This window comes from Haladaptatus sp. HS23 (assembly GCF_056892285.1).
The window spans coordinates 922,144-948,526 of sequence record NZ_JBXGLH010000001.1 but is presented as its reverse complement, the minus strand read 5'-3'; the positions used below and the strand labels follow the sequence as shown (position 1 = coordinate 948,526).

26 protein-coding genes are annotated in these 26,383 nt (G+C 60.9%); 10 read left to right on the top strand and 16 right to left on the bottom strand.

Translation table 11 applies throughout. The features are described 5' to 3' along the window. Positions 1-56: 56 nt before the first annotated feature. The 3 genes from argS to AC1XDK_RS05170 all read right to left on the bottom strand — a co-directional run bounded on the left by argS (position 57) and on the right by AC1XDK_RS05170 (position 3,955). Entirely contained in the window at positions 57-1,808 is a 1,752-nt protein-coding gene (gene argS, locus AC1XDK_RS05180) for an arginine--tRNA ligase (RefSeq protein WP_483348702.1), read from the bottom strand. 65 nt (positions 1,809-1,873) lie between these two features. Continuing rightward, entirely contained in the window at positions 1,874-3,712 is a 1,839-nt protein-coding gene (locus tag AC1XDK_RS05175; RefSeq protein WP_483348701.1) for a twin-arginine translocase subunit TatC, read from the bottom strand. 39 nt (positions 3,713-3,751) lie between these two features. Continuing rightward, the gene (locus tag AC1XDK_RS05170) at positions 3,752-3,955 is read right to left on the bottom strand and encodes a hypothetical protein (RefSeq protein WP_483348700.1); all 204 of its coding nucleotides are present in this window, start codon (positions 3,953-3,955) and stop codon (positions 3,752-3,754) included. Positions 3,956-4,065: 110 nt separating this feature from the next. On the opposite strand from AC1XDK_RS05170, the gene AC1XDK_RS05165 reads away from it, so the two are divergent. Then, positions 4,066-4,869 (top strand): hypothetical protein, encoded by an 804-nt coding sequence (locus tag AC1XDK_RS05165; RefSeq protein ID WP_483348699.1) that lies wholly within the window; start codon positions 4,066-4,068, stop codon positions 4,867-4,869. A gap of 61 nt (positions 4,870-4,930) precedes the next feature. Further along, positions 4,931-5,971: a 4-demethylwyosine synthase TYW1 gene (twy1, locus tag AC1XDK_RS05160; RefSeq protein ID WP_483348698.1), complete on the top strand. Its 1,041-nt coding sequence runs from the start codon at positions 4,931-4,933 to the stop codon at positions 5,969-5,971. 27 nt (positions 5,972-5,998) lie between these two features. On the opposite strand, the gene AC1XDK_RS05155 is transcribed toward twy1, so the two are convergent. Together AC1XDK_RS05155 and AC1XDK_RS05150 are read right to left on the bottom strand one after the other, a co-directional pair. Next, positions 5,999-6,361: a cupin domain-containing protein gene (locus tag AC1XDK_RS05155; protein ID WP_483348697.1), complete on the bottom strand. Its 363-nt coding sequence runs from the start codon at positions 6,359-6,361 to the stop codon at positions 5,999-6,001. Positions 6,362-6,608: 247 nt separating this feature from the next. After that, a complete protein-coding gene (locus AC1XDK_RS05150; protein ID WP_483348696.1) occupies positions 6,609-8,105 on the bottom strand; it encodes an MFS transporter in 1,497 nt (498 codons plus the stop codon). Positions 8,106-8,401: 296 nt separating this feature from the next. Between AC1XDK_RS05150 and AC1XDK_RS05145 the strand changes: the two genes are divergently transcribed. The 4 genes from AC1XDK_RS05145 to AC1XDK_RS05130 all read left to right on the top strand — a co-directional run bounded on the left by AC1XDK_RS05145 (position 8,402) and on the right by AC1XDK_RS05130 (position 11,431). Beyond that, a complete protein-coding gene (locus AC1XDK_RS05145) occupies positions 8,402-9,106 on the top strand; it encodes a DUF120 domain-containing protein (RefSeq protein WP_483348695.1) in 705 nt (234 codons plus the stop codon). Continuing rightward, complete coding sequence (gene ribB / locus AC1XDK_RS05140) at positions 9,103-9,762, top strand: 3,4-dihydroxy-2-butanone-4-phosphate synthase (RefSeq protein ID WP_483348694.1); 660 nt, start codon at positions 9,103-9,105, stop codon at positions 9,760-9,762. The genes AC1XDK_RS05145 and ribB overlap by 4 nt, the downstream gene beginning before the upstream one ends. A gap of 139 nt (positions 9,763-9,901) precedes the next feature. Next, entirely contained in the window at positions 9,902-10,309 is a 408-nt protein-coding gene (locus AC1XDK_RS05135) for a DUF5518 domain-containing protein (protein WP_483348693.1), read from the top strand. Between the two features lie 186 nt (positions 10,310-10,495). Then, complete coding sequence (locus AC1XDK_RS05130; RefSeq protein ID WP_483348692.1) at positions 10,496-11,431, top strand: branched-chain amino acid transaminase; 936 nt, start codon at positions 10,496-10,498, stop codon at positions 11,429-11,431. 306 nt (positions 11,432-11,737) lie between these two features. Here the strand turns inward: AC1XDK_RS05130 and AC1XDK_RS05125 are convergent, their stop codons facing one another. The 9 genes from AC1XDK_RS05125 to ahaH all read right to left on the bottom strand — a co-directional run bounded on the left by AC1XDK_RS05125 (position 11,738) and on the right by ahaH (position 20,714). Next, entirely contained in the window at positions 11,738-12,430 is a 693-nt protein-coding gene (locus tag AC1XDK_RS05125) for a V-type ATP synthase subunit D (RefSeq protein WP_483348691.1), read from the bottom strand. Between the two features lie 147 nt (positions 12,431-12,577). Further along, positions 12,578-13,984: an ATP synthase subunit B gene (locus AC1XDK_RS05120; protein WP_483348690.1), complete on the bottom strand. Its 1,407-nt coding sequence runs from the start codon at positions 13,982-13,984 to the stop codon at positions 12,578-12,580. Beyond that, a complete protein-coding gene (locus tag AC1XDK_RS05115; protein WP_483348689.1) occupies positions 13,984-15,744 on the bottom strand; it encodes an ATP synthase subunit A in 1,761 nt (586 codons plus the stop codon). Before AC1XDK_RS05115 ends, AC1XDK_RS05120 begins: the two co-directional genes overlap by 1 nt. Further along, positions 15,741-16,082: a V-type ATP synthase subunit F gene (locus tag AC1XDK_RS05110; RefSeq protein ID WP_483348688.1), complete on the bottom strand. Its 342-nt coding sequence runs from the start codon at positions 16,080-16,082 to the stop codon at positions 15,741-15,743. Before AC1XDK_RS05110 ends, AC1XDK_RS05115 begins: the two co-directional genes overlap by 4 nt. Further along, positions 16,079-17,134 (bottom strand): V-type ATP synthase subunit C, encoded by a 1,056-nt coding sequence (locus tag AC1XDK_RS05105; RefSeq protein WP_483348687.1) that lies wholly within the window; start codon positions 17,132-17,134, stop codon positions 16,079-16,081. The genes AC1XDK_RS05110 and AC1XDK_RS05105 overlap by 4 nt, the downstream gene beginning before the upstream one ends. Next, positions 17,131-17,712, bottom strand: coding sequence for a V-type ATP synthase subunit E (locus AC1XDK_RS05100; protein WP_483348686.1), 582 nt, complete (start codon positions 17,710-17,712; stop codon positions 17,131-17,133). The genes AC1XDK_RS05105 and AC1XDK_RS05100 overlap by 4 nt, the downstream gene beginning before the upstream one ends. A gap of 23 nt (positions 17,713-17,735) precedes the next feature. Next, complete coding sequence (locus AC1XDK_RS05095) at positions 17,736-18,014, bottom strand: F0F1 ATP synthase subunit C (RefSeq protein WP_483348685.1); 279 nt, start codon at positions 18,012-18,014, stop codon at positions 17,736-17,738. A gap of 200 nt (positions 18,015-18,214) precedes the next feature. Beyond that, positions 18,215-20,395 (bottom strand): V-type ATP synthase subunit I, encoded by a 2,181-nt coding sequence (locus tag AC1XDK_RS05090; RefSeq protein WP_483348684.1) that lies wholly within the window; start codon positions 20,393-20,395, stop codon positions 18,215-18,217. Continuing rightward, positions 20,382-20,714 (bottom strand): ATP synthase archaeal subunit H, encoded by a 333-nt coding sequence (gene ahaH / locus AC1XDK_RS05085; protein ID WP_483348683.1) that lies wholly within the window; start codon positions 20,712-20,714, stop codon positions 20,382-20,384. The genes AC1XDK_RS05090 and ahaH overlap by 14 nt, the downstream gene beginning before the upstream one ends. Positions 20,715-20,832: 118 nt before the next feature. On the opposite strand from ahaH, the gene AC1XDK_RS05080 reads away from it, so the two are divergent. After that, positions 20,833-21,459, top strand: coding sequence for a methyltransferase domain-containing protein (locus AC1XDK_RS05080; RefSeq protein ID WP_483348682.1), 627 nt, complete (start codon positions 20,833-20,835; stop codon positions 21,457-21,459). A gap of 35 nt (positions 21,460-21,494) precedes the next feature. Here AC1XDK_RS05080 and AC1XDK_RS05075 read toward each other — a convergent pair whose 3' ends face one another. Beyond that, the gene (locus AC1XDK_RS05075) at positions 21,495-21,959 is read right to left on the bottom strand and encodes a type IV pilin domain-containing protein (protein ID WP_483348681.1); all 465 of its coding nucleotides are present in this window, start codon (positions 21,957-21,959) and stop codon (positions 21,495-21,497) included. A gap of 27 nt (positions 21,960-21,986) precedes the next feature. Continuing rightward, a complete protein-coding gene (locus AC1XDK_RS05070; protein ID WP_483348680.1) occupies positions 21,987-23,264 on the bottom strand; it encodes a DUF7094 domain-containing protein in 1,278 nt (425 codons plus the stop codon). A 152-nt stretch (positions 23,265-23,416) separates the two neighbouring features. Here AC1XDK_RS05070 and AC1XDK_RS05065 point away from each other — a divergent pair, with 152 nt between their 5' ends. The 3 genes from AC1XDK_RS05065 (at position 23,417) to AC1XDK_RS05055 (ending at position 26,365) form a co-directional block, all read left to right on the top strand. Next, positions 23,417-24,523 (top strand): helix-turn-helix transcriptional regulator, encoded by a 1,107-nt coding sequence (locus AC1XDK_RS05065; protein WP_483348679.1) that lies wholly within the window; start codon positions 23,417-23,419, stop codon positions 24,521-24,523. 100 nt (positions 24,524-24,623) lie between these two features. Beyond that, the gene (locus AC1XDK_RS05060; protein WP_483348678.1) at positions 24,624-25,415 is read left to right on the top strand and encodes an electron transfer flavoprotein subunit beta/FixA family protein; all 792 of its coding nucleotides are present in this window, start codon (positions 24,624-24,626) and stop codon (positions 25,413-25,415) included. Next, complete coding sequence (locus AC1XDK_RS05055; protein WP_483348677.1) at positions 25,412-26,365, top strand: electron transfer flavoprotein subunit alpha/FixB family protein; 954 nt, start codon at positions 25,412-25,414, stop codon at positions 26,363-26,365. Before AC1XDK_RS05060 ends, AC1XDK_RS05055 begins: the two co-directional genes overlap by 4 nt. The last annotated feature ends 18 nt before the right edge of the window (positions 26,366-26,383 follow it).

The following is a 26,383-nucleotide window of genomic DNA, read 5'->3' as shown; positions in this document are numbered from 1 at the left end:
GGCGTTTTAGGACTCCCTTCGCTCTCACTCGATACTCGTCTACGGCGTGATTTAGCCTACATCGACTCCGGCGCTTCGATGCCGATGACGCCTAAGGCGTTCGCGATGGTGTGCTTCGAGGCGGCGACCAACGCGAGACGGGCGTCGCGGACCTCCTCGTTCTCGGCGGTCAGGACGGGACACTCGCGGTAGAACGTGTTGAACGTCTCCGCGAACTCGCGGGTGTAGGTGGCGACTGCGTGCGGTTCGAGGTCCTCCGCGGCCTCCTCGATGACGTGCGGGAAGCGGGCGATGACTTCGATGAGGTCTCGTTCCGATTCGGAATCGAGGACGGACGGGTCGATTTCGGCCGGAATCTCGCCGCCCCCTTCCGCGATGATGCCACAGCACCGGGCGTGGACGTACTGGACGTACGGGGCGCTCTGGGCTTCGAAGTCCAAAGCACGCTCCCACTCGAACGTGATGGTCTTCGTGGGTTGTTTCGAGATGATGTCGTAGCGAACCGCTCCGATGCCGACCTGTCGGGCGATGCGGTCCACGTCCGCCTCGGTGAGGTCGTCGTCGCGGATGCGGTCGTCCATCCGACTCTCGACCTCCTCACGGGCGCGCTTTTCGGCCTCGTCTAACAGGTCGTCCATGTCGATACCCGTCCCTTCACGGGTACTCATACCGCCTTCCGGGAGGTTGACCCACGAGTAGTGGAACGCGGTCAGGTCCTCGGTGTCGTTGCCGAGGAGTTCGAGGGCCTGTGCGAGTTGGTCGGCCTGTAGCTTGTGGTCCTCGCCGATGACCGTCACGGCGCGGTCGTAGTTGTCGAGTTTCCACTCGTGGTGGGCCAAGTCGCGGGTCGTGTAGAGGCTCGTCCCGTCCGAGCGCAGGAAGACGAGGTTCTTCTCGAAGCCGAACTCCGAGAGGTCGAGTTGCCACGCGTCCTCCTCGTAGACGGCGTGTTCGTTCTCCTTCAGACGGGACACCACGTCGTCGGTGCTCCCGTCGAACATGAACCGCGTCTCCTTGACGAACTCGTCGAACTCGGCGGGGAGGCGGTCCAACGTGACGCGCATACCGGAGAGGACGGTGTCGACCACTTCGCTGACGCGCTCGTAGGTCGCCTCGTCGTTCTCCTCCAACCCCTGTAGAATCCCGGCGATTTTCGTCTCGGCTTCGTCGGCGTCCTCCGGGTCGGCCTCTTCGAGGTAGGCGTTCCCCTTGCGGTAGTAGCGCACGAGGTCGTAGTCGGCGCGTTCGCGCTCGGGTTCCGGGAGGTCCTCCTCGTCGAACGTCTCGTACGCCCACGTGAACACGGCGATTTGGCGACCCGCGTCGTTGACGTAGTAGTGGCGCTCGACGTCGTTGCCCGCGAAATCCAGAATACGCGCGATGGCGTCGCCGGTAATCGGGTTGCGCGCGCGTCCTACGTGAACCGGGCCGGTCGGGTTGGCGCTCGTGTGTTCGACCACGACGTCCTCGCCGGTCGGTTCGAGGCGGCCGTACTCGTCGTTCTGTGCCGTCTCGACCGTCTCGTCGTAGTAGGCATCGCTCGGCAGGAAGTTGACGTACGGACCTTGCCCCGCCGCCGCTGCGATGTGGTCGTAGCCGTCGGCGTCGATTTCGTCCGCGATGTCGGCCGCGATTTTCGGTGGCGGTGCGCCGACTTCCCCGGCGAGTCGGAACGCCGCACTGGAAGCGAGTACGGCGTCCACGCCCTCCGGGGGCGTCTCGATTCCGAGGTCGTCGGTCGGAAGGTCGAGGCTGGAGAGTGCCCCGAGAAGGGCCTCCTCGACTTCTTCCCTGAACGTCAGGAACATACCAGTCCGTTCCCGGGCGGTCGGTAAAGGGGTTTCTGAACGATCCCGGTCGCGGTTCGAACGGCCTACGTCGCCACCCGGAACAACCGCTCCCCTAACGAGTCCACCCACAGCACGGCCAACCCGACGCCGTATGCTACCATGACCGCGAGCGCGACGAACAGCATCAACAGCAGACCGCCCGGTAACATCGCCGCGACGAACAGCACGCCGACGGAAACCTCCCGCCAGCGTCGTCGCATCGTCCGGTAGGGTACGACGTTCCCGTGATGGAACAGCAGCATCGTCACCGGAACTTCGGCTAACAGACCGACCCCGACGGTCAGCGCGAACACCAGCCAGAAGAACGCCGCCGTTCGGTAGGCGATTATCATGTCCGCGGCGCGAGCGTCGGCGACGAGGTAGGAGATGACTTCCGGCGCGACGTAGCGGTAGCCGACGAAACTCCCCGCTAATAAGCCCACCGCCATCGCGCCGCCCCAGACGAGGAACACGTTCCGGTCGGCGCGCGCACCCAGTCGGGATTCGATTGCGGGCCACGCGTAGTATAGCACCAACGGCAACACCGCCACCGCACCCGCGATGACGCTCACCTTCATCTCGAACGCGAGGGCTTCGACCGGATGCAGGAGGACGATGTTCAACGCGTCCGGATTGACCCCCGCCGGAAGCTCCGTCAGGAAATCCCGCTTTATCGCGCCGATGCCGCCGCCGTAGAGGAACGTGAACGACACCGCGACGACGGCCATGAACACTCCCGCGAGGCGGACCGACTTCCCTCTGAGGCTTCCGACCACGAACCGAAGGTCGTAGTAGTAGCCGCCGATGTCGTCCTCGGTTTTCTCCTCTTCCGTGAACACCGACGCCATCCGGGCCGCGGTTCCCTCGACCGCAGTCGTCAAGCCGTTTTCGTCGTTGTGCTGCTCCGCGGATTGCTTCGGTCGTTCCTCCTCCTCGTCCGCATTCGTGTTCGCCGCATCGAAGCGGTCGAGGATGGCCGTCGCCCGTTCGTGGTCTCCGTCGTCCAGCGCCGTATCCGCCAGTTCGAGCGCCTCGTGTTCCGTGAGCGAGTCGAACGCTTCCGGCGGCGCGGAGCGAATTCCCGACGCGTCGAGTGACGCGAGGTCGATGTGTGCCGGACGTCGTGTCCCTTCGACGCCGGTTCGACTCCCGCGGTCCACGAGTCTCGCACAGCCGAGTCCGACGAAATATAGCGTCGTCATCGGAATCGCCACGAGCGACATGGAGAACGGGTCGGGCGAGCCGTTCACCATCGAACTGAGGACGACGATACCGAAGACGGCGTAGCGCCAGCGGTCCCGGAACAGGTCGTAGGGGACGATGTCCGCGTACACCAGTCCGCCCATGAGCAACGGCAGTTCGGCGGTGAACCCCAGCACGACCGTCAACAGGAGGACGAACTGCGTCCACTCCACGATGGAGTAGGTGGGTTGGAACCCCGATTGAATCGCGTTGGTCACGAGGAAGTCGAACAGCAGCGGGAGGAAGACGAGGTAGGCGTAGGCCACGCCGCCGCCGAACAGGGCGACCACTATCACGGCGACGAGCAGGCGCGTCCGCCGCGTTCCCGGCAGCGAGAAATCTTCACCTCGCTCCGTCCTCCGTGTCCGATAGACGAGAAAGACCGCGGCCATCAGTATCCCGGTGATGAGCCCCAATTTCGCCTGTAACAGGACCACGTCGAACGGCGTCACCGCGACGACGATGGCTTCCGACTCCAACAGTCGCTGCTCCAGCGCGGGCCATATCCAGTACCGAAGCCCGTAGAACGTCGCCAAAAACCCTCCCACGAAGACGACGAACGCTAGCCGTAATTCGGAGCGAACCCTCCGAAGCGCGATACCCGCCACTCCTCCGAGTCTGTCGTATCCAAGTGCCCCCACGCGAATTCCTCCCCAATCGCACTCCTAGTAACGTCTCGCTCAGCTATCAACTTTGCTCGCCGGAGTTCGTGGCATGGCGCTACTCGTTCCGCACCGACCAGCGGCGGTTTCTCCAGTTTTCACCGTCCACAACCGCTTCGCCGTCGGCGCATACGACCGCGTCAGATTCGAACTGTTCCAGAGGGGAACGGCGACACCCGCGCTTCGTACGAACTCCCGTCTGCTGACCGCCCCACGACTCATTTCCGAAGTGATGTTATCGGATGGAAATACGTCTTGTGATGGTTCTCGTCCTCCTCTATCCGTTCTGAAGTAACGAATCACTGATAAGGTTAGAAACACAACCATTTCGCATGAAGCTCCGCCCTCCCCGATTTCGTCCGTTTAGCATCTCCCTCGGTTTCTTTCTCGGGAGTGCCGTCGCCGTCGCCCTCCCGTGGCTGTGGCCCGATGCGCCTGCGAACGAAATCGAAATCGGCCTCCTCGTCACCCTCCTCGGGTGGGTTGCGGCCGAGCAGTTCCGCGCCGAACTCGACCGCGCGGTGTCCTCCCGCCTTCGCTGGTCGCTCGCCGTCGTCGGCGTCCTTCCCTTCGTTGGTGCTCTCGTCGCGTATGCCCGCACCGACTACGACCCCACGACCGGACTCCTCATCCGGCTATCGGTCTTTGCGGTGGTCGCGCTCGTCGCGACGGCCTTCGCGTCGGCCCGGTACGCGGAGATACTGTACCAGACTCGGCCGGTCCGTGGGAACGTCATCGGCACCAAATCGCGACTCTACGAACTGCCGCTCGCACTGGTTTCCAGCGCAATCGGAGTTGCCGTGGTCAAACTGATACTCGGCGAGTTCGTCACGGTCCAATTTATCTCCGTGTCACTCGTCGGAGCGCTCATCGGGACGACCATCGGCACGCTGTTGGTCGGCAAACAGGAAATCGAACTCGTCGCGCTCGACGACGGGTTGCTCATCAGGCCGGACGGCCAAGTCGGCGGTTCACTCGTCCCGTGGCGGCGGATTCGAGACGTTCGAACCGACGGCGACACGCTGCGCGTGACCCGCGGCCTGCCGTGGCCGATGGTGTACACGGCCGACCTCTCGTCGGCCATTCATCCTGACACCGCTCCGCAGGCGTTCCGTTCCAAGGTGCGCTCCCCGTGAACGAAGGAGGTTCCGGGCGAGAGGAAAGAACGTTTTACCGTTGGACGACATTCTTCCGTCAATGAGCGAATCGGACACGGCCGAGGAGAGGTCGACGAGCAATCGGAACGATTCGGGTTCCGACGACGGACCCAAACAGGTCTCCTCCCCGAACTACCATAGCGAGAACCACACCGCCGCCCAGACCTGCGGGTGGACGGCGAACGCGCTCCGCGGGGAAGGAAAGTGCTACAAAAATATCTTCTACGGCATCGAATCCCACCGCTGCATCCAGATGACGCCCGTCGTCAAATGCAACGAACGCTGTGTCTTCTGTTGGCGCGACCACCGCGGCCACTCCTACGAACTGGGCGACGTGGAGTGGGACGACCCCGAGGCCGTCGTGGACGCGAGCATTCGCCTCCAGCGCAAACTGCTGTCGGGATTCGGCGGCAACGACGAAGTGCCGCGAGAAATCTTCGAGGAGTCGATGGAACCCCGCCACGTCGCCATCTCTCTCGACGGTGAACCGACGCTGTACCCCTACCTGCCGGAACTCATCGACGCCTTCCACGACCGGGACATCACCACGTTCCTCGTGAGCAACGGGACGAACCCCGAGATGCTGGAACGCTGCGACCCGACGCAACTCTACGTCAGCGTGGACGCCGCGGACCGCGCCACCTTCGACCAGGTGGTCCGTGCCGTGGACGACGACGCGTGGGAGAAACTCATCGACACGATGGACGTGCTGGCCGAAAAGGACGAGACGCGAACCGTCATCCGAACCACGCTCGTCGGCGGGGAGAACGTCGCAAACCCCGACTGGTACGCCGCCTTCTACGAGCGCGCCGACCCGGACTTCGTCGAACTCAAGGCGTACATGCACGTCGGCCACTCGCGCGGCCGCCTCGACCGGTCGTCCATGCTCGACCACGAGGAAGTCGTCGAGTTCACCGAGCGGGTCGGCGAACACATGCCCGACCACGACGTGCTAAAGCAGGTTCCCGCCTCGCGGGTCGCGCTACTCTCGAAGACCGAGGACACGTGGGTTCCGAAACTGAAGAAGAATAGCGAATTCTGGGAGCGCGATTCGACGACGTGGACGCCGCTGGGTGGGTAAAATCGACTTCGAATCGGAATTCGATTCTCACACCTCTTCGAGGTCCGTCTCCGTCAGTTCGTTCTCCACGTTCCCGGTGTTGGTCGTGTCCATCGGTTCGAACAGGAGTATCTCGGTTTCCTTCTCCGCGACAGGCCTGTGTTCTACTCCCCGTGGTACGACGAGAAATTCCCCTTCCTCCAGTACGATGTCGTCTTCCTCTCGGAACTCGATGCGGAGTTCCCCACTCGTCACGAGGAACATCTCGTCCGCGTCGTCGTGGTGGTGCCAGACGAACTCCTCCTCTAACTTGGCGAGTTTGACGGCCTGCCCGTTCAGTTCGGCGGCGAGCCGGGGTGACCAGTGTTCGTCGAACGTGTCGAACGCGGCGTCGAGGTTGACTTTCTCCATCGGCGTTCGAGTGCTCGAAACGGGAGGTGTTTTATCTGTGGAAACGGGCAAGACCCGTCGTGTTCAGTTCGGCGCGTAGAACACCCGTCCTTCCGAGGAACCGTGATATCGACCCACCCCCTTCCGCCAACTAAATTTCAGTCCGTCCGGGTGTACCTGATGCGCGCGAGTCGAACGCGAGCACGGGCAGCATTGGGAGATGGTCGCTTACTATCGAGGCACGACTTCGGGGAAACGGGGAGAAACGTCAGTCCGTGTCCTCGGGATTTTGGCCTTTTTCGCTACCCGACCCCGACATGAACGCCGAAATCGGCGTACTGACTTCCTCCAGGGACTTCTGGGCCGCCTCGACTCCCCATACCCACTCCACGATGGCTCCGAGAAGCATGAGCCCGGCGGCGATGCTGTACCCGTAGAAGACGTTTATCGGTTCGCCGGATTCGATGAGATTGCCGAAGAGCGCCGGGGCGACCACGCCACCAGCGGCTTGCCCGATGGCGAAGAACACGGCGATCGCCTGTGCGCGTACCTCCATCGGGAATATCTCGCTGACGGTTAGATAGGCCGCGCTCGCCGCCGCCGTGGCGAAGAAGAACACGGCACACCAGAGCGCGGTTTGCGTGAGTGCCGTGAGCATGTCGTTCAGGAACAGGAATCCGGTAATCGCCAGCAGAATCCCCGAAATACTGTACGTTCCGGAGATCATCGGCCGACGGCCGACCGTGTCGAAGAAGCGTCCCAACACGAGGGCACCGATGAAGTTGGCGATGGCGAACGCGATTCCGTACACCGGCGTATTGGCCTCTGGAACCCCGTAGAACTGGTGGAGAATCAGTCCGTAGGTGAAGTAGATGGCATTGTAGAGGAATGCCCGCGTGATGAACAGGATACAACACAGCATCGCGCGCTGGAAGTTGTCCACGAACACGGTTTCCAGAAGATTCCGGAGGGATATCCTCCCGATAGCTTGGATGGTTATCGATTCCTCGTCGTCGGGTTCCTCTAACTCTTCGTCCGTGGTTTCTTCGACTCGTTCCTCCACGTTCTCGACCACTTCCTCGGCCTCCTCCCGGTCCTTGTGAATCATGAGCCAGCGAGGGCTTTCCGGAACGTACTGCCGGAGAACGAGGATGAGCAACGCGAGTGCCGCGCCAAATCCGAAGACGTACCGCCAGGTGGAACCGCTACTGAGGATCTGCGAGTCGAGGAAGAACAACGTGATGACCGAGGCGGCGGCCGCACCTATCCAGTAACTGCCGCTGATCACTAAGTCGGCGTGACCGCGGTAATCGGCCGGAATCAACTCGTCGATAGCCGAGTAGACGGCCGAGTACTCCCCGCCGATACCGAGGCCAGCGAGGAAACGGAAGAACGCGAAGGTGTAAAACCCGATGGAGAGCGCCGTCAGTGCGACGCCACCGAGGTAGACGCCCATCGTGATGAAGAACAATTTCTGGCGCCCGTATCGGTCGGTCAACCAACCGAACCCAAGCGCACCGATGACCTCTCCCATCAAATACGTGGAACCGGCGTACCCGACCTGCGCACTCGTCAGTCCTAACGTACTCTTCTGTGTCAGTATGGGGCCTATAGCACCGACGAGACCGATTTCCAGACCGTCGAGCAACCACGTCGCACCCAACGCCAGAATTATCAGCCAGTGAAAGCGCGACCACGGCAATCGATCCAACCGAGCGGGTATCTTCGTCTCGTAACTCTCGTTTTCTGCATCGTTTCCGGACATAGTAGCGTGTGGAAAGTCGTTCGAGCGGAGTTCTCTCCGGCATCTCCCCTCCGCGCGAACTATCCATCTTTTCTCCGCCCCGTTCGTGCCTAAACCGGATGGCTCCTCACGCTACCCGTTTAAACGAGCGCTCGGCTCGACCGGTAATTCGCCGCAAAACGGTGAAACCAGCACATTTAGATGAGATGCCCCGTTATATCGAACACCGACGGCGGAATCGCGTCCTGCGCCATAACATTTCTGTTACGCGTCTCGTTTCCGGTACGCTTAAACGAACCAAGCACGGAGTATCGTGTATGTCAGCGACATCGCTCGTGGTCGGGTACGACGAACTCGCCGCGTTGAAACTTCTCGCCCTCGACGGGGGGCTCGAAAGCGAGGTCAAAGTATCCTGTGCTGACCTCGCAGACCGCCTCGATGCGTCCAATCAGACCGCATCGCGTCGCCTCCAGCGTTTGGACGACGCGGGCCTCATCACGCGCGAAATCGTCAGCAACGGGCAGTGGGTCGCCATCACCGACGACGGCGAATGGGAACTGAAACGCGAGTACGAGGACTACCGCCGAATCTTCGAGGACCTCTCCGGCGTCGAACTCTCGGGAACCGTCACCGGCGGCATGGGTGAGGGAAAACACTACATCTCACTGTCGGGCTACATGGAGCAGTTCATCGACCGGTTGGGTTACGAACCGTATCCGGGCACCTTGAACGTCGAACTCTCCACAGAGAGCGTTCGCGCTCGCTCCGCGATGGACGCGCTCGCTCCCGTTTCCATCGACGCATGGGAGGACGGCGACCGAACGTACGGCCCCGCCGTCTGCTATCCCGCGGCCGTCCAAACGACCGACGGCGAGTCTTACGAACCGGTCCACGTCATCGCGCCCGAACGAACCCACCACGACGAAGACCAGTTGGAACTCATCGCGGAGGAGAAACTCCGCGACGAACTCGGGCTGGGAGACGGCGACCACGTGACGGTGTATATCGAGGAGGTCCAATGAGCCAAACCGCCGCGGCGTCCGTCGAGGAGGCAGTCGCCGCGTTTCGGGATGGGTCGCCCCTCCTCGTCCACGACGCGGCCGACAGGGAAGGTGAAACCGACCTCATCTATCCTGCCGAAGCAGTTACTCCGACCGCCGTCTCACGCCTCAGAAACGACGCCGGCGGATTGGTCTGTACCGCACTCTCCCACGACGTCGCCGAGCGGTTCGGACTCGACTACATGGACGAAATCATCGACCACCCCGCGAGCGAGGGCCACGACCTCGGGTACGACTCCCGCTCTTCCTTCTCGCTGACCGTGAACCACCGCGACACCTACACCGGCATCACGGACGACGACCGCTCGCTGACGATTCGAAAACTCGCACACGCGGCCGCATCACCCGACGAAACCGACTTCGCGGGCGAGTTCCGCGCGCCGGGTCACGTTCACCTGCTCAAAGCGGCACCCGGATTGCTGGCCGAGCGACAGGGCCACACGGAACTCGGTATCGTCCTCGCGGCGGCGGCGGACCGGTCCCCCGCCGTCGTCGTCTGTGAGATGCTGGACGACGAAACCGGCGGTGCGCTTTCGCCAGCGGACGCACGTGCCTACGCCGAGCGTCACGAATTCCCGTATCTCGAGGGGTCGAAGATAATCGAATCCCTCGGCTGATTCTTTTGCCGCGGTCGACTCCCTCGGACCGTAAAACTCGTGTTTACTAACGAAATCCCCCCTCCGAGTTGGGGTAATGTCGGAATACGTATCTAAATTATAAAAAATGTTCATGCTTCTAGAAGTCCATCTAGTACGTATGGACTTCAAAGCAAAAGCAATCGTATACGGAATCATCGCAACCATCGTCGTCGGCTTGCTTAGTGGGGCAACGGTCCCATTCACGGACATGGCGCTTCCTATCGTCGGCGCTGGCTTGACCGGCATCATCGGCGGTCTCGTGGCTGGCTACGTGTCCGGAATCAAACTCGATGACGGTGCGCTCAACGGTGGCGTCGCAACCGCCGCCGGGGCAATCGTCGCACTCGTCATTCTGACTCTTACAGGCTTGCTGGCCGCTGGTCTCATCCCGACCATGGGCCTGTTCGCCTTCGGCGTAGTGTACGTCGTCGTCGCCGCAATCCCCGGTGCTGTCGGTGGCGCACTCGGGTCGTGGCTGAAGGGACGCTCGGCACGGCGCAGCGCGGCGCGGCCCGCCGGACGCTAACCGTCGAACACCGAACGACTCCATTTTCCGCTGTGTGAGCGGTTCGAAACTGTATTATCGACATCTCGTCTGCCGAGCGATACCCATTCACACTGCCCGTGAATTACTCTCAGATGAGTTATCCTACACAATCGTCCAAAGACAATCGCCAAAACTCATTACTGTGGCCTTCCTTGAAGCGGACGTATGAGCTTTGACGATATGGACGTGGACACCATCTGGATGGACGGCGAATTCGTCGATTGGGACGACGCGCAAATCCACGTTCTCACACACGGATTGCACTACGGGACGGGCGTCTTCGAAGGGGTTCGGTGCTACGACACCGAAAACGGTCCCGCGATTTTCCGCTGGGAGGACCACCTCCAGCGCTTCTACGACTCGTGTAAACCCTACGACATGGAAATCGAGTACAGCCCCGAGGAACTCACGAAGGCGACCCTCGAACTCATCGACAGTCAGGACCTCCGCTCCTGTTACATCCGACCCATCGCCTACTACGGCTACGACAGCCTCGGCGTCAGCCCCGGCGACTGCCCGACCGACGTCACCATCGCCGCGTGGCCGTGGGGCGCGTACCTGGGCGAAGAGGCCCTCGAAAACGGCGTCGAAGTGATGATCTCCTCGTGGCGCAAGCACGCCTCCAGCCAGATTCCGACCAACGCAAAGACGACCGGCCTGTACGTCAACAGCCTCCTCGCCGGCGAGGAAGCCCGCCGTAACGGCTACGTCGAAGCCATCGTCCTGAACAAGGAAGGCAACGTCGCGGAAGGACCCGGCGAGAACATCTTCATGGTCCGCGACGGCGAGATTTTCACCCCCGGCCTCTCCCAGAGCATCCTCGACGGCATCACCCGCAACAGCGTCATCACGCTGGCTGAAGAGATGGGCTACACGGTTCACGACGACGCGACCATCAGTCGCGGCGAACTCAACACCGCCGACGAACTGTTCTTTACCGGCAGCGCGGCGGAAGTCACGCCCATTCGACAGGTGGACAACGTCGAAATCGGCACCGGCAGTCGCGGCCCCGTGACCGAAGAACTCCAATCCGAGTTCTTCGACCTCGTGAACCGTCGCACCGACGACCACGAGGAGTGGTTCACGTACGTCGAAGAGTAACCGGTCCGTCGAACGTTCTCGATTCAACACTGACAACCGGCAGAAAATCGGACATCGGTAGCCTTTTCGTTTCAGCTATTTCTCTCGACGCTGTCGCTACCAACTTCGCGTGCAGTTCGTATCAGTACGTCACTATTTGACGTCAAAAGTCGAATCGTGCCCTGTCGCTGTGCGATTCAGTCCCGTCTCTCCAAGGGCATCGTTTCGGATGGAAAGTCGGGGATGCCGTGGTGCTCGGAACCCACTTCGTCGACTCGAAACGCACCGTCCTCCTCATACCTGAATCGCAGAAAGAAAATATCGAATTTAGCTCGTGACGACGACTTCGCCTTCCGCCACTTCCGGTTCGCGGGCTTCCTTCTCCGCTTTCTCCTCCTCTTCCTTCTTGGCCTTGATCTTCTTCATTCGGAAGATCTCCTCACGCTCCTGTTCTTCGAGTTTCTGCTCGATGTAGTCCTGTGCCTCGTACAGGTCGGGGAGGAGTTTGAATTCGAGCGCGTTGACGCGACGCTTCGTCGTTTCGATTTCCGTCAGCATCTTCTTCATCGCCGTCTCGACTTCCGCGGCGAGGATGACGCTTTCGAGCAGTTCCTCGTAGGCGTCCGCGGTCTCGTCGATGCGGGCGCTCGTTCCGAGGACGCCGTAGCCACGCTCGTCGAGCGACTTCTTTACCTTCGAGGACTCGATTTGTGGGACGACGACGCCCATGATGTTCTTCGATTCCGTCGTGATTTCGGGGTGTTCCTGTAGCGCGGCGGCGGCACCGCGAACCGCAACGTCGCCCTCCATCGCGCGGGCCATGTTGATGGTCTGCTGGGCGCGCTGGTAATCCTCTTCGAGACCGGAGCGTACGTCCTGTGCCTGGTCGAGGATGTCCATGAACTCCATGATGAGACCGTCACGCTTCTTCTCCAGCGTGTCGTGTCCCCGTTCGGAGAGGTCGATGCGATCCTCTATCGCCATGAGGTTCTTCCGAGTGGGTTTGACGTCCTTGGCCATGTTGGTTGATGCTAGAAACTCGAAGGGGATAATTCTTTACAGTCGAACGCCGCGCTGCGGAGCGTATGTGGGACTGAGAACCGAGATATTCGCACCGCTCCGTCCGTCACACACGCGAAAAAATCGAAAATCGAAACGGAAACCGCGTTAGTCAGCAGCGACTTCTTCGGCCTGCTCTTCGGGGTAGTACTCCTCGATGAACTCCTCGTCGATACGGTTGAGTTCCTCTTTCGGCAGCATCGAGAGGAGGTCCCACCCGATGGTGAGCGTCTCTTCGATGCTGCGGTTCGTGTCGAAGCCCTGGTCGAGGAATTCCGTCTCGAACTGGTCCGCGAAGTCGAGGTACTGGTTGTCCCGCTCGCTGAGCGCTTCACGACCGACGATGTTCACGAGGTCGCGAAGGTCCTCACCTTGCGCGTACGCTGCGTACATCTGGTCGGATACGCCGGAGTGGTCGGCACGGGTAAGTCCCTCGCCGATACCGTCGTCCATCAGCCGCGAGAGGCTCGGAAGCGGATTGATCGGCGGTTGGATACCCTGCGAGTTCAGGTCGCGGTCGATGTATATCTGTCCCTCGGTGATGTACCCGGTCAGGTCGGGAATCGGGTGCGTGTCGTCGTCACCCGGCATCGTGAGGATGGGAATCTGCGTGACGGACCCGTCACGACCTTCGATACGACCCGCGCGCTCGTACAGCTCCGCAAGGTCGGTGTACATGTATCCGGGGTAGCCACGGCGACCCGGAACCTCTTCACGCGCGGCACCGATTTCACGCAGCGCCTCGCAGTAGTTCGTCATGTCCGTCAGGATGACCAGCACGTGGTAATCCTTCTCGAACGCGAGGTACTCCGCCGTCGTCAGTGCGAGACGTGGGGTGACCGTCCGCTCGACTGCGGGGTCGTCCGCGAGGTTCATGAAGACCACGGAGCGCTCCAGTGCGCCGGTGCGCTCGAAGTCTTCCATGAACTCGTTTGCCTCTTCCGCCGTGATGCCCATCGCGCCGAACACCACCGCGAACTCGCTCTCTTCGCCATCCTCTTCGTCTTCGAGCACGCTCGCCTGTCGCGCAATCTGGAGCGCGAGCTCGTTGTGCGGAAGCCCGGACGCGGAGAAGATGGGCAGTTTCTGTCCGCGAACCAGCGTGTTCATGCCGTCGATGGCGGACACACCGGTCTGGATGAACTCTTCGGGGTACTCGCGTGCGTAGGGATTGATAGCCGCGCCGATGATGTCGTCACGTCGGTCCGGGACGATTTCCGGGCCGCCGTCGATGGGCTGTCCCGACCCGTCGAGCACGCGACCGAGGAGGTCCTCGGTTACGGGCATCTTCATCGTCTCGCCGAGGAATCGAACCGACGACTCCCGGTTGATACCCTCCGTTCCCTCGAACACCTGAATCGAGACGAGGCCGTCGCTCGATTCGAGCACCTGTCCGCGCAGTGTGTCGCCGGCCGGCGTCTCGATTTCGACGATTTCGTCGTATCCGATCGGCTCGTCGACTTCGGCGAACACCAGCGGGCCGCTGATTTCCGTAATGGTCTGGTATTCTTTCATTAGTACTTCTCCCTGAGCTCGTCTTTGATGTCCTCTTCGATTTCGCCGATGAAGTCGTCCCAGTCCTCGGCAGTTCCCATGCGGTTCAGGCGTGGAGCGGCGTCGATGGACGTGATTTCGTCCACCGGAACGCCGGCTTCGAGCGCGCTGAACGCCTCGTCGTTGAGCGTCTGAATGGCTTCGAGCATCCGGTAGGTCTTCTTCGGCTCACAGAACATGTCCACGTCGTGGAACGCGTTCTGCTGGAGCCATCCCTCACGGAGGTAGCGCGCGACTTCGAGCGTCAACTGCTGGTCTTCCGGCAGCGCGTCCTTACCGACGAGCTGAACGATCTCCTGCAGTTCACCCTCCTCGTCGAGGACGTCGGTCGCCCACTGGCGCTTCTCCGGGAAGTCGGGCTCGACGTTCTGTTCGTACCACGGGTCGAGTTGGTCCTTGTACAGCGAGTAGGACTCGTCCCAGTTGATGGCCGGGAAGTGACGCCGTTCCGCGAGGTCGGCGTCTAGCGCCCAGAACGTCTTCACGATACGCAGGGTGTTCTGCGTGACCGGCTCGGAGAAGTCGCCGCCCGGGGGCGACACTGCACCGATGACCGACACCGAACCCTCCGTGCCGTTGATGTTCTCGAACTTGCCTGCGCGCTCGTAGAACTCGGCGAGACGGGCGGCGAGGTACGCCGGATATCCCTCTTCGCCGGGCATCTCTTCGAGACGCGAGGAAATCTCACGCATCGCCTCCGCCCACCGCGAGGTGGAGTCGGCCATGAGCGCGACGTCGTATCCCATGTCGCGGTAGTACTCCGCGATGGTGATACCCGTGTAAATGCACGACTCGCGTGCTGCCACGGGCATGTTCGACGTGTTCGCGATGAGGCACGTCCGCGACATGAGCGGCTTGCCCGTTCGCGGGTCCTCGAGTTCCGGGAAGTCCTCGATAACTTCCGTCATCTCGTTGCCACGCTCGCCACAGCCGACGTAGACGACGATGTCCGCGTCGGCCCACTTGGCGAGCGAGTGCTGGGTCACGGTCTTTCCGGAGCCGAACGGTCCCGGAATCGCGGCCGTCCCACCCTTCGCGATGGGGAACAGGCCGTCGAGGATACGCTGCCCGGACACGAGCGGCGTCCGGGGCGTCTGTTTGTCCACGGAGGGCCGTGCTTCACGGACCGGCCACTCCTGCTGCATCGTGATTTCTTCGCCGTTGTCGAGTTCGACGACGGTTTCGGTCACGTCGTAGTTGCCCTCGTTCGTGGCAACGACTTCGCCGCCCTCGTAGTTCGGCGGCACCATGACCTTGTGTTCGATGCTCTCGGTTTCGGGAACGGTCCCGACGACGTCGCCGGGTTCCACCGCGTCGCCTTCGCTGACGGTCGGGGTGAACTCCCACGTCCTCTCCTGGTCGATACCGGGAGCGTCGACACCACGGTCGAGGAACGCGCCCATCTTGTCTTCGAGCACGTCCAGCGGGCGCTGAACCCCGTCGTAGATGGAGTACAGCATACCCGGCCCGAGGTCGACCGACAGCGGTTCGCCCGTGTTCTCGACGGGTTCACCGGGGGCGACGTTCGAGGTTTCTTCGTACACCTGAATGGTGGTTTGGTTTCCTTCGATTTCGATGACCTCTCCCATCAGCCCTTCCTCACCGACGTACACAACGTCGTTCATCCGGGCGCCGAGGTCCGTGGCGGTAACGACAGGTCCGCTCACGCTCTGAATGACGCCGTCCTCACGGACGACGTCGCTGTCTGTTGCCTGGCTCATTCGTTATCACCTTGTTCGTCTTCGTCCATAAGGTCGATACCGATCGCGCGCTTGATTTTGTCGCGGAGTCCGCCGCTTCCCGCGCCACCACCCAGCGTCACGAGGGTGGGTTCCACACTCGTCTCGACGTCGTTTCGGACGTTCCGAGAGAGATGCGTGAGGTCGTCGTCGTGCATCACGATGATGCCCACGTCGTCGTCTTCCAGTACCCGAGAAACAGCGTCGTCCAAGTCCGTGTCCTTTTCGTCGTCCGGAACGTTCGCAAACTTTCGGACGCCTGCTAGTCGGAATCCGGTCGTAAAGTCCGGACTCCCGATGACGGCGATTTCTTGGCTCATAGTACCACCAGTTCCTCTTCGATTCGGTCTTCGGACAGTCCCGCCTCGCGACCGCGTGCGATGGCACGAATGTTGTCGACTTCGCGCTGTTTGGCGAGGACGTAAGCGAGCACCGGACACACGGACAACGGAAACACGTGTGAAAGGTGGTCCGAGTATTCGAGCAGCGCAATATCCAGTGCGTGCTCGAATCCGATGAGACTGTCGGCTCGCTCAAGCTCGTCCAGCGCTTCGTCCAGTTCCTCCCCGTAGGGACTGTCTCGAACCCTCGCTATCAGCTCGTCCGTGCTGCCCGCGAGTTGGGTCAACTCCTTCGCGCCGAACATCCGACCGCCGGAGATGTAGTACTCCGAAGGGTCGATGTTCGCGCCGCTCCGACTGATTCGGAGCACGTTGCGGATGTTTCGGAAGTCGATTTCCGCCTGTAGGAACTCGATGTACAGCCGCGTCGCGCGGTCTTCCGTCTCCGACACGCCATCCATTAGCCCTTCGTAGTAGGCCCGGTCGACCGCGTTTTCCAGCGGAATCAGGAGCCCACTCGACTCGTAATCGTCGTAGGCTGCTTCGAGGCTGTCGCCGAAAATCGTCGTCCCGAGCATCTCGACGACGTCCTCGATGGCACCCGCCTCGGCCAATCGCGTGAGGAACTCCTCGTCGAACTCACCGGCGTGAATCAAGTCGTCGCGCACGGACTGGCTGTCGGTATCCGCGTAGATACCGCGAAGTATCGTCTTGACGTTCCACGCGTCGAACGTCCGCAGGTATCGGGCGATCAGGTGGTACAGCTTCCCGTCGGCCCAATCCAACAAGTCGTTGAAGTTCTTGGCAAGGTTGCGGTTCAGTGCGTACTCCACGAGGTCCACACCGTCGTAGCGCGCGCCGAGTGCGTTCACCTCGGATTCGTACTCCGTCTCCTCCATGTAGCGGGCGATTTCGCCCGGTCCCATGCGCAGGAGCTTTCGGTAGTCCTCCTCGTCGAACAGGGCCGCTCTGCGCGCCCTGACTCGCGCGGTGACGTACTCGTAGTTCGATGTTCCTTCGGTCGTGCTCATTGCTCGAACAACCGCGAACTGATCTGTTGGAGGTTGTCCTCCCACACGTCCTCCAGAATCGAGTCGAACGTGTTGTTCACGCGAACGCGGGACGCCTCGCTCTCGGCGACGATGCCGCCGAGGCAGTCGTACTCACCCGCGTACTCGAAACCGTCGTAGTCCGAGACGATATCGGTGAGGAGCGCTTCGTCGTCGGGGCGTCCGTAGATTCGGACGGTGTTCCCCGAGTCGAACTCCTCCGCGGCCGCGTCGAGCAGTGAGCGCGTCAGTTCTTCGCGCTCGTCGCCACCGAGGGTGGCGACGCTTTCTTCAGCGTCGGTGCGCACGTCTTGCAACACGTCGCGACGGGCTTCGAGCCGCTTCTGCTTGGCTTCGAGTTTCGCGCTGGAGAGTTTCTGCTCCCGTTCTCGCTCGATTCGGTTTTCAACCTCCTGCTCTTTCGCCGCGAGTATCTCCTCGGCTTCCGTTTCGGCCTCGGAGATAATCCGGTCCGCGCGGGTTTCGCCTTCCGTACGAATCTCTTCCGCGCGCTCGCGGGCCTCGTTTCTAATATCCTCAACTACCGTTTCCAAGCTCATTGATGAAGAGGGTTAGGGACGGTTTAGACAACGAACACGACGACGAGTGCCAGAATCACGAGCGTTTCCGGCAGCACCGTCATGATCAGTCCGGTACCGAACAGGTCTTGGTCTTCCGCGATAGCGCCGACTGCGGCGGCACCGATACCGCGCTCTGCGTACCCTGCACCGAAAGCCGCGAGGCCGACCGCGAGGGCCGCGCCAGCTTTCGGGGGAATGGCGGGTGCGGTGGACGCTTGGTTGGCACCTTCCTGCAGGAGCGGTACAGCTGCGTTGACGAATGCGAATATAGCTTCGAACATTGGTTTGATCCTCTTGTAGGCTCTCTGTAGCCGAACAAGTCGTAGTTCGAGTCACTGGATTCTTAAAACTTCCCAAAGCGTTCCGCCGGATTCGCTTGTATCGGGCGCTGTACCCGCTAAATCATGGTAGCAATTGCCAGTGTCAAGGGACGTAAAAGAGGCCAATTCGATGTGAGAGAACGAAAACGACGGATGGACGGTTAGTCCTGCGTCGTGTAGCTTCGGTCGTAGCCAAACGGGTTGTACGCTTCGCCGCCGCCCTCGTAGAACTTGCCGAAGAACTCCACGTACTCGAGACGCACCGCCTGCAGTCCCGCGCTAGTGATACCCAGCGTGAGGACGAGGGCGTGTCCGAGGACGAGGATGAGCAGTCCGCCGAGGATGCCCGCGACGCCGGAGTGAACGAGTCCGGGGAACATGATGCTCGCTCCCTCGTGGTGATGGAGCACGTAATCGGGGCCGTGCGAGAGCATGAAGTGCCACTCCTCACCACCGTGACTTTCGACGGTATACACGCCGAAGAATAGGAGATTGACCACGAAGGCCATCCCTGCCTTCGCCAGCAACACTGCGGCGAGACGGGTGTACGAGAGGACGTTCACCAGCACGTTGAGGAACTCGACTGCCTCGATGGGTTCGCCCACAACGAGCAGGACGAGTCCGAGGAAGAACACGACGAGCCACAACGAGAACGGGAAGTTAATTCCCGGTATCGTGAACAGGTTGAACGCCGGGAACCCAGTGAAGCCGAACGGGAACGGGTTCCCGTTGAAGACGCTCTCTGGTCCGAAGAGGAGACCGGGCGCGCTTCCGCCCGCACCCGAGAAGATCCACACCCAGAGGCCGAACATCATTATGATCCACGACCCGCTTTCGGTCATGGCGTCCTTGAAGCTGTGTTCCAAGTTCTCGACGAAGTCGAAGCCCCACCCGATGGTGAGGTGGGCGATACCGGCCAGCAGGCTCAGCACGAGCCAACCGGTAGCGAACTCGCCTTCGATTGGCTGGAGTCCTTTGTGAATCGGTGGGCTTCCGCCCCAGACGAAGTCCCCGAGGATGTGCAACCCGAAGATTTCGCCGTACAGGATACCGAACAGCATCGTGAACGCACCGGCCCAGATGGCGATTCCACCCAGACTCTTGATGGCCTCGTTGTCGAACTTGGTGTAGATGAAGTACCCGATGAGCGTGTACAGCGTCCCGTATCCGAGGTCACCGATCATGAACCCGAAGAACAGCGGGAACGTGAGGAACAGGACGACCGTCGGGTCGAACTCGAAGTACTTCGGCCGGTTGATGGTCTGCACCAGTACCTCGAACGGTTTGACCGCGTCGGGATTCTTCTGGATGACCGGCGGGTTCTCCTCCTTGGTGACGTGGCCGCCGTCCGTGGCGACGCCCGTCTCCTCCGCCTTTTCGAGCGGCGCGTGGTGGCCGCCCTTCTCCTCGTAGGACGCACGTTCGAGTTCGTCCACTTCGGCGTGGTCGCCGACCGTGCTGTCGAGGCTGCTCTTCAGTTCCGCGTACTTCTCGGTCGGAATCCAGCCTTCGGCGACGAAGGCGTTCTCCGTCGTCGCGAACTGCAGCGGCGCTTCGGCCTTCTGCACCTCGATGGCCAGTTTCTCCTCGGCCGCGAGCAGGAACCCTGCCGCGTCGAGCTTCACGTCGTTGAGCTCGTTCTCGACGCCGTTCAGCTTCGATTCGAGTTTCTGTTGGTCGTGTTTGAGTTCAGCGACGTACTCCTCGGGACTGCCGGACGCGTCGGGGATGTCGAGCGACGCGAAATCGACGCCGACGAGCGCATCATCGAGCGCGTCGTCCTCTGCGTCGTTCGCTGGGTACGCGAAAACCGCGACCGTTCGCCCTTCCGTGAAGAGTTCGAACTCCTGCACGTCCTCGGAATCGGCGAGCGCGCGCTCGATTTCGTCCGCGTTTCCTTCGCCGACCGCGACCTGTAGGTGGTCGTATCCCGACAGCAAGTCGAGGTCGATTCCGAGCGTGGCGAACGGCTCCATCGAGCCGATTCGGTCCTCGACGCTTCGAAGCTCCTCGCCGAGTTCGTCTCGGCGGTCGTCGAGTTCGTTGACCTGCGCTCGGATGTCCTCTAATTCGTCCTCCAGCGCTTCGCCGGTGACGATTCGCTGCGGTCCGGCGTCCTCCGCGTCCACACCGAGAATGCTCTCGATGGAACGAACGGTGACGAGTTTGTCGGACGCTTCGTCCGCACCGCTGACTGGGTTTCCGTGGTCGAACCCGTCCCACGACCCGTCGTAGTTCGACAGGTGGACGAGGTTCAACTCGTGGATGGTCTCGATAACGTCGGACATGACGGTTCGTGACCCCGTCACCGAGACTTTGCTCATCTGTTCAGGTCTGAGCATGCACCGCCTCCTTGAACCTGTCGAGGACGAACTCTATCGCCTCGTCGACGTTTTCTTGGGCACGCGTTTCGAGTGCCTCGCGTTCCTCCTCGCCCTCCGCGAGGAGCTTTTTGCGCTCGGCTTCGATGTCTTCGCGCGCGCTCTCGAGTCGTTTTTGTTCCAATTCTTCGGCCTTTTCGTGGGCTTCCGAGCGGATGTCCTCCGCTTTCGTGCGCGCCTCGGAAATTCGCTCCTCGCGAGTCTCTTTGGCGTCCGCAACGATGTCGTCAGCCTCCGTTTCGGCCTCCTTTATTCGTTCGAGAACCTCTGGCCTCGGCATATACTGTAATCACGCGGAAGGTTGCGCGAGTGGCTATAAACTACTTGCGGAACCGTCTCGGCCTCTCGACGGCCGAAATGGTGGGGATTCATCATCGCTCGGTCCGAACCGGCGGACAATGGGTATCCTCGAAGACAAACGCCGAGCACGAATCTTCTACAAGTACCTCTCGAAGGTGTACGACCAAGTGAACCCGTTCATCTGGAACGAGGAGATGCGTGAGGAAGCCCTGTCGATGCTCGATATCGACGAGGATGATATGGTGCTCGACGTCGGTTGTGGCACCGGGTTCGGGACCGAAGGTCTGCTCGAATACACGGACAACGTTCACGGTCTCGACCAGAGCGTTCACCAACTCGGAAAGGCGTGGGCGAAGATCGGAAAATACGACCCCGTGAGTTTCTACCGCGGTGACGCGGAACGGCTCCCGTTCAAGGACGACTCCTTCGACATCGTCTGGTCGTCCGGGTCCATCGAATATTGGCCCGAACCGGTCGAAACCCTTCGTGACATCCGCCGCGTCACGAAACCCGGCGGGGAAGTCTTGGTCGTCGGTCCCAACTACCCAGGAACGAGCGTCATGCAGAAAGTCGCCGACACCATCATGCTCTTTTACGACCGAGAAGAGGCGGACCGGATGTTCCGGGAAGCGGGCTACGAGGACGTTCGCCACCGTGAAATGGGACCGACGTACGACCCGGATATCGCCATCACGACCATTGCACGCGTGCCCGATAACAAATGAACGCGACGGCAGTAAAACGCGGCCCCTCGTCGAAATCACTGTACGGCCGTTTCTATTTCAGCGACTAACGCCCCGTTTTCCACGATTCGAACGACGACTTCATCTCCCGGTTCGAGCAACGGCGCGTTCGTCCCGGCTAGTTCGAGCGTTGCAACTTCTCCGCTCCTCCACGTCGAATCCGACGCGCTGTTGAACGGCCCCGTCGGGCCGGCGTGGAACCCGTCCGCCGAGAAGAACGGTACCGGGGGTTGCGACGCTAATGGCTCCCCGTTCACCCTGATTTCGAGGTCGATACTCTCGACGTCGAGCGACTCCCCCGCTCGATGTGCGAACGTCAACCGATTCGTCGCCGCGTCTGCCGTGAGGTCGATAGCGACTTGCTTCGGTTCGTGTAGTGACACCGAGCGTATCGAAACCGCTCCGATAGTTCCTGCCAAAAAGAGCGTAACGACGAGAAGGAAGACGACTGCGACGACTGGTGAGAGGGCGCGATTCGACACGCCTGGGTCTGGTACGGTGTTCGTATTTCAAACTTGGCCCGTTCCGACGATATCTTCCGGTGTGCCGGTCGTCGAGTTCGTGTTCGGGATTCCGTAGGGGCTGAGCGTTACGTTCACGGTTTCGCTACTGTGGGTCGCTGTAACGGTATATGTCCCCCGCGGCGACACCGTCCACATCGTCCCACTCGTACCGGTGTTTCCGACCGGTGTCTCCCCGATTCTTACCTTCCCTTGAACCGGTTCGCCGCTTGAATCCGTTAGTTCCACCCGAAGCGGACCGCCGGGATACGTTCGATTGACGGTTAGTTCGAGGTTCGTGCTGTTGTTTCGGATGGCCGTCCCGTAGGGGATGTGGGTGTCCCCAGTGAGCAGCTTATACTGAATCTCACGGTAGATTTTCTCCGTTCCCGTATCGAGATACGCCTCGGTGAGACCTTGTGAGTAATAGATTAGCGTTCTCGAAGCCCCCTTCTTGTATCGAACGTCCGTGTCCGAGTGCGGTGTTCCGGACTCGGACCGCTTAACTATCCATGGATAACTGTTGACCGTAAGGTTGGAAACTTCGCTGATGGATAGCTGACTACTCTTACTGACGTTCCGGTAATCGGGCCTGTACGCTTCCCTGATATACTGGTTTCCGTGCACCATGGAGAGAACGACGCCGTCCTCCGTCGTCGCCACGTAGAGTGACCTCGAATCGCCGTTGCCACGAAAGCTCCTCGCCGCATAATCCCGGACTCGACTCTGTAGCGGAATCAGATCCGTCCGAAGCTTCCATTCTTCGGGGGGAAATTGAATTACGTCCTTTTTCTTCGACAGCATGTACTCGATGGAACGCTCCACGTCCTTTCCCTTCGAATCGAGCAGTGCGAGCCGTTGTACGTACGTTCGGGTCCCTATCTCCTGATTGGTGAACTGCTCGCTTGCGGACCGCTCATCGCTCTTGAGTTCGGACAACTGCACTTCGATGTTCGAGCGGAATTTGATGAGGAGTTGTTCTTTCTTGCTGCTATCGTCTACTTTCGACAGTTGCTCGTCGAGCGTGTACCGCTTCTTCTGCTCCAGCAGTTCGTTTCTGTCCATCTCCAGCGTGGTACCGAGACTCATCGACGGCGAATACGTATCACTCCGAGTGGGCGTTCCGAGGGTCAGATGAGAGGAGGTGTTGTTGAACCCGGGCGGTTGGACCGGGTTTTTCGCCGACGGTGGGCTTGCTGTAGATGCCGGCACACCGACCCCGAACGCGACGGACGGTGAACAGAGGACGAGGAGGGCCGCTAGCAAGATACGGGACACCCGGCTCATATCGGTGAGTAGGTCACTACTCATTAAAATATATACGGGATTCGACGCGATTCGATAACCGGTAGAGATTGGAGTAGACCTTTTAAATCGGTCCCTGACGTTTTATCGCACGGATGGAAAGTATTTTCTTGTCTGCTTAACCACAGTGGGACATGCGGTCACATTTCGCCCTCCTCGTGGTCCTCCTTTCGCTTTTAGTCTTGGGAACCACCGTAGTGGCAGGTGATGTGCAGACTCATCCGGCCCATATCGATTCCGTAGCGGGAGACCGTACTGCAGCAGACGAGACGCCGACGAACGGGACGTCGATTCAAATCACACCACGACCTAACGGTGACGCTCACTGGAACGTCTCGATGGAGTTCGCGCTCACCGACGAAAACGAAACTGAGGCGTTCGAGCGCCTCGGAAGTGATTTCGAGCAAGGCAGAAACGACGACCTCGGTTTTTCGGCCGAAACGTTCCAACGAATCGCAAACACGGAACAGGCGGAAACCGGTCGCGAGATGAAAATACGAAATATCGATCGTGAGTATTCCGTGGGCAACGAAACCGGTCTATTGACGCTCACGTTCGTTTGGACGAACTTCACCCGAGTAAGCGACGGCAAAATCTATCTCGGGGACGCATTCCTGCTCGACGGCGGAGAATCGACGTGGCTTCGCTCGCTGTCCGCGAACCAGAACCTCTTCATTCACACGCCCGACGGATACCAGATTCAAAACTCCAATTTCGGACACGCCAACGGAACGATATCCCTCCGCGGTCCGATGACGATTCGTTCCCCGACCGGCGGCAGGGACTTCGTTCGTGTCACGTACAACAAGAAAAATGCCGGGCCCGTGGACGAATCGACCCCGTGGACGATGTACCTCGCCGGACTCTTGGTCCTCGTGGGTATCCTCGGTGTCGGTATCTACGCGTTCCTTCAAGAGGACGAAGACGAACCCTCCGATTCTGAACCATCGGACTCACGACCCGTTCCGTCGCCGGACCTCGACTCCGACTCCGAATCGGTGGAAGACGAACCGGACCTCGAACTCCTCTCGGATGAAGAGCGCGTCGAACATCTGCTCGAGCGGAACGGTGGTCGGATGAAGCAGGCGACCATCGTCAAGGAGACCAACTGGTCGAACGCCAAGGTGTCCCAACTTCTTTCGGCGATGAACGACTCCGACCGAATCGACAAGCTCCGTATCGGGCGGGAGAACCTCATCACGCTTCCCGGCGAGGACGTGACCGACTTCGACGACGAGTGAGCACGCTCCGTTCCCGAACGGTAAAAAATCCGATTAGTACGGCACGTGCATTGTCGACTGTTTCGAAAACGTTTACCCGCTACCCGGAAAGGAATTGATTATGAAGGTCCTTGTAACGGTGAAAGAAGTCGCCGAACTTGCGGACGACTTCGAAGTGGACGGGACCGAGGTAGACGACCGCTACCTCGAATATGACCTGAATGAGTGGGACGACTACGCCGTCGAAGAAGGCGTCCAATTGAACGAAGCGGGTGTCGCGGACGAAGTGGTGACCGTCACCATCGGCCCGGAACGCGCCGAGGAGACGATTCGGATGGCACTCGCCAAGGGTGCAGACCGCTCCATCCGCGTGTGGGACGAGGCGCTCGAAGCCCCCGACCTGCTCGACGTGGAGGCGAAGACGCAAATCCTCGCCGCCGTCGTCGCGGAGGAGGATCCCGACCTCGTGTTGACCGGCGTGCAGGCCGGTGACGACGCGTTCGGTGCGACCGGCGTCTCGCTCGCCGACGAAATCGGTTTCGAGTGGGGTGCGGTCGTCAACGCGCTCGACATGGACGCCGACGAAGGCGTCGCACACGTCCACCGCGAACTGGAAGGCGGTGTCGAGGAACTTACGGACATCGAACTTCCTGCCGTCCTGACCATCCAGACGGGTATCAACGAACCGCGGTACGCCAGTCTACGCGGTATTCGGCAGGCACAGTCCAAGGAAATCGCACCGAAAACGCTCGACGACCTCGGACTCGACGCCGACGCCGTGGAGAGCGACCTGACGCTGGCTGACATGTACGAACCTGAGAGCGAGAGCGACGCGGAGATTTTCGAAGGTGACGCCGGGGAGACGGCCGGGAAACTTGCCGAGGTTCTTCGCGAGAAGGGGGTCGTCCAATGAGCGACGTTCTCGCCATCACGGAACACCGCCGCGGTGAACTCCGCGACGAGAGCTTCGAAGTCATCTCCGCCGGACGCGAACTCGCCGACGACGCGGGTGGCAACCTGCACCTCGCGGTCATCAGCGGCGACGTCGATTCCTACGCCGACACGCTGAACCGCGACGGCGTGGACGCGATTCACACCGTCGAGTACGGCGAGGAGTTCAATCACGACGTGTACGTGCAGGCCATCGAGGCGCTGTTCGCCGACCTCGAACCGACGTTCCTCCTCATGCCGAACAGCGTGAACGGACTCGACTACGCGCCCGCGGTCGCCAACCGACTCGACCTCCCCATCGTGACTGACGTCGTCGGCTTCGAGTACGGCGACGCGCTCACGGCGACGCGCGAGATGTACGGGTCGAAAGTCGAGACCACGGTGGACGTCGACGGCGACCAGTTCGCGCTCACGACCCGCGGCGCGGAGTGGCCCGCGGCGGAGGGCGTCGGCGAGGCCGACGTGTCCGCGTTCGACTTCGAACCCGACGAAGATGCCGTTCGCTCGACCGTCACCGGCTTCGAGGAAGTCGGCGCCGGCGACGTGGACATCAGCGAAGCCGAGTTCCTCGTCAGTATCGGCCGCGGTATCGAGGAGGAGGACAACCTCCCGCTCATCGAGGACCTCGTGGAAGCGACCGGCGCGACGCTTTCGTCGTCGCGTCCCATCGTGGACAACGGCTGGTTGCCGAAGAACCGGCAGGTCGGCCAGTCCGGTTCGCAGGTGACGCCGACGGTGTACCTCGCCATCGGTATCTCCGGCGCGGTGCAGCACGTCGCCGGGATGAAGGGGTCGGACACCATCATCGCCATCAACAACGACCCGAACGCGCCCATCTTCGACATCGCCGACTACGGTATCGTCGGCGACCTGTTTGACGTGGTGCCGGAACTCATCGAGCAGTTCAGCTAAAGCCGTTCGATTCGAACT

What these genes read in the sequence shown, in the direction of transcription:
- argS (WP_483348702.1), bottom strand. Translation starts at nt 1,808, where the DNA reads ATGTTCCTGACGTTCAGGGAAGAAGTCGAGGAGGCCCTTCTCGGGGCA.
- AC1XDK_RS05170 (WP_483348700.1), bottom strand. Translation starts at nt 3,955, where the DNA reads ATGAGTCGTGGGGCGGTCAGCAGACGGGAGTTCGTACGAAGCGCGGGT.
- AC1XDK_RS05165 (WP_483348699.1), top strand. Translation starts at nt 4,066, where the DNA reads ATGAAGCTCCGCCCTCCCCGATTTCGTCCGTTTAGCATCTCCCTCGGT.
- twy1 (WP_483348698.1), top strand. Translation starts at nt 4,931, where the DNA reads ATGAGCGAATCGGACACGGCCGAGGAGAGGTCGACGAGCAATCGGAAC.
- AC1XDK_RS05155 (WP_483348697.1), bottom strand. Translation starts at nt 6,361, where the DNA reads ATGGAGAAAGTCAACCTCGACGCCGCGTTCGACACGTTCGACGAACAC.
- AC1XDK_RS05150 (WP_483348696.1), bottom strand. Translation starts at nt 8,105, where the DNA reads ATGTCCGGAAACGATGCAGAAAACGAGAGTTACGAGACGAAGATACCC.
- AC1XDK_RS05145 (WP_483348695.1), top strand. Translation starts at nt 8,402, where the DNA reads ATGTCAGCGACATCGCTCGTGGTCGGGTACGACGAACTCGCCGCGTTG.
- ribB (WP_483348694.1), top strand. Translation starts at nt 9,103, where the DNA reads ATGAGCCAAACCGCCGCGGCGTCCGTCGAGGAGGCAGTCGCCGCGTTT.
- AC1XDK_RS05135 (WP_483348693.1), top strand. Translation starts at nt 9,902, where the DNA reads ATGGACTTCAAAGCAAAAGCAATCGTATACGGAATCATCGCAACCATC.
- AC1XDK_RS05130 (WP_483348692.1), top strand. Translation starts at nt 10,496, where the DNA reads ATGAGCTTTGACGATATGGACGTGGACACCATCTGGATGGACGGCGAA.
- AC1XDK_RS05125 (WP_483348691.1), bottom strand. Translation starts at nt 12,430, where the DNA reads ATGGCCAAGGACGTCAAACCCACTCGGAAGAACCTCATGGCGATAGAG.
- AC1XDK_RS05120 (WP_483348690.1), bottom strand. Translation starts at nt 13,984, where the DNA reads ATGAAAGAATACCAGACCATTACGGAAATCAGCGGCCCGCTGGTGTTC.
- AC1XDK_RS05115 (WP_483348689.1), bottom strand. Translation starts at nt 15,744, where the DNA reads ATGAGCCAGGCAACAGACAGCGACGTCGTCCGTGAGGACGGCGTCATT.
- AC1XDK_RS05110 (WP_483348688.1), bottom strand. Translation starts at nt 16,082, where the DNA reads ATGAGCCAAGAAATCGCCGTCATCGGGAGTCCGGACTTTACGACCGGA.
- AC1XDK_RS05105 (WP_483348687.1), bottom strand. Translation starts at nt 17,134, where the DNA reads ATGAGCACGACCGAAGGAACATCGAACTACGAGTACGTCACCGCGCGA.
- AC1XDK_RS05100 (WP_483348686.1), bottom strand. Translation starts at nt 17,712, where the DNA reads ATGAGCTTGGAAACGGTAGTTGAGGATATTAGAAACGAGGCCCGCGAG.
- AC1XDK_RS05095 (WP_483348685.1), bottom strand. Translation starts at nt 18,014, where the DNA reads ATGTTCGAAGCTATATTCGCATTCGTCAACGCAGCTGTACCGCTCCTG.
- AC1XDK_RS05090 (WP_483348684.1), bottom strand. Translation starts at nt 20,395, where the DNA reads ATGCTCAGACCTGAACAGATGAGCAAAGTCTCGGTGACGGGGTCACGA.
- ahaH (WP_483348683.1), bottom strand. Translation starts at nt 20,714, where the DNA reads ATGCCGAGGCCAGAGGTTCTCGAACGAATAAAGGAGGCCGAAACGGAG.
- AC1XDK_RS05080 (WP_483348682.1), top strand. Translation starts at nt 20,833, where the DNA reads ATGGGTATCCTCGAAGACAAACGCCGAGCACGAATCTTCTACAAGTAC.
- AC1XDK_RS05070 (WP_483348680.1), bottom strand. Translation starts at nt 23,264, where the DNA reads ATGAGCCGGGTGTCCCGTATCTTGCTAGCGGCCCTCCTCGTCCTCTGT.
- AC1XDK_RS05065 (WP_483348679.1), top strand. Translation starts at nt 23,417, where the DNA reads ATGCGGTCACATTTCGCCCTCCTCGTGGTCCTCCTTTCGCTTTTAGTC.
- AC1XDK_RS05060 (WP_483348678.1), top strand. Translation starts at nt 24,624, where the DNA reads ATGAAGGTCCTTGTAACGGTGAAAGAAGTCGCCGAACTTGCGGACGAC.
- AC1XDK_RS05055 (WP_483348677.1), top strand. Translation starts at nt 25,412, where the DNA reads ATGAGCGACGTTCTCGCCATCACGGAACACCGCCGCGGTGAACTCCGC.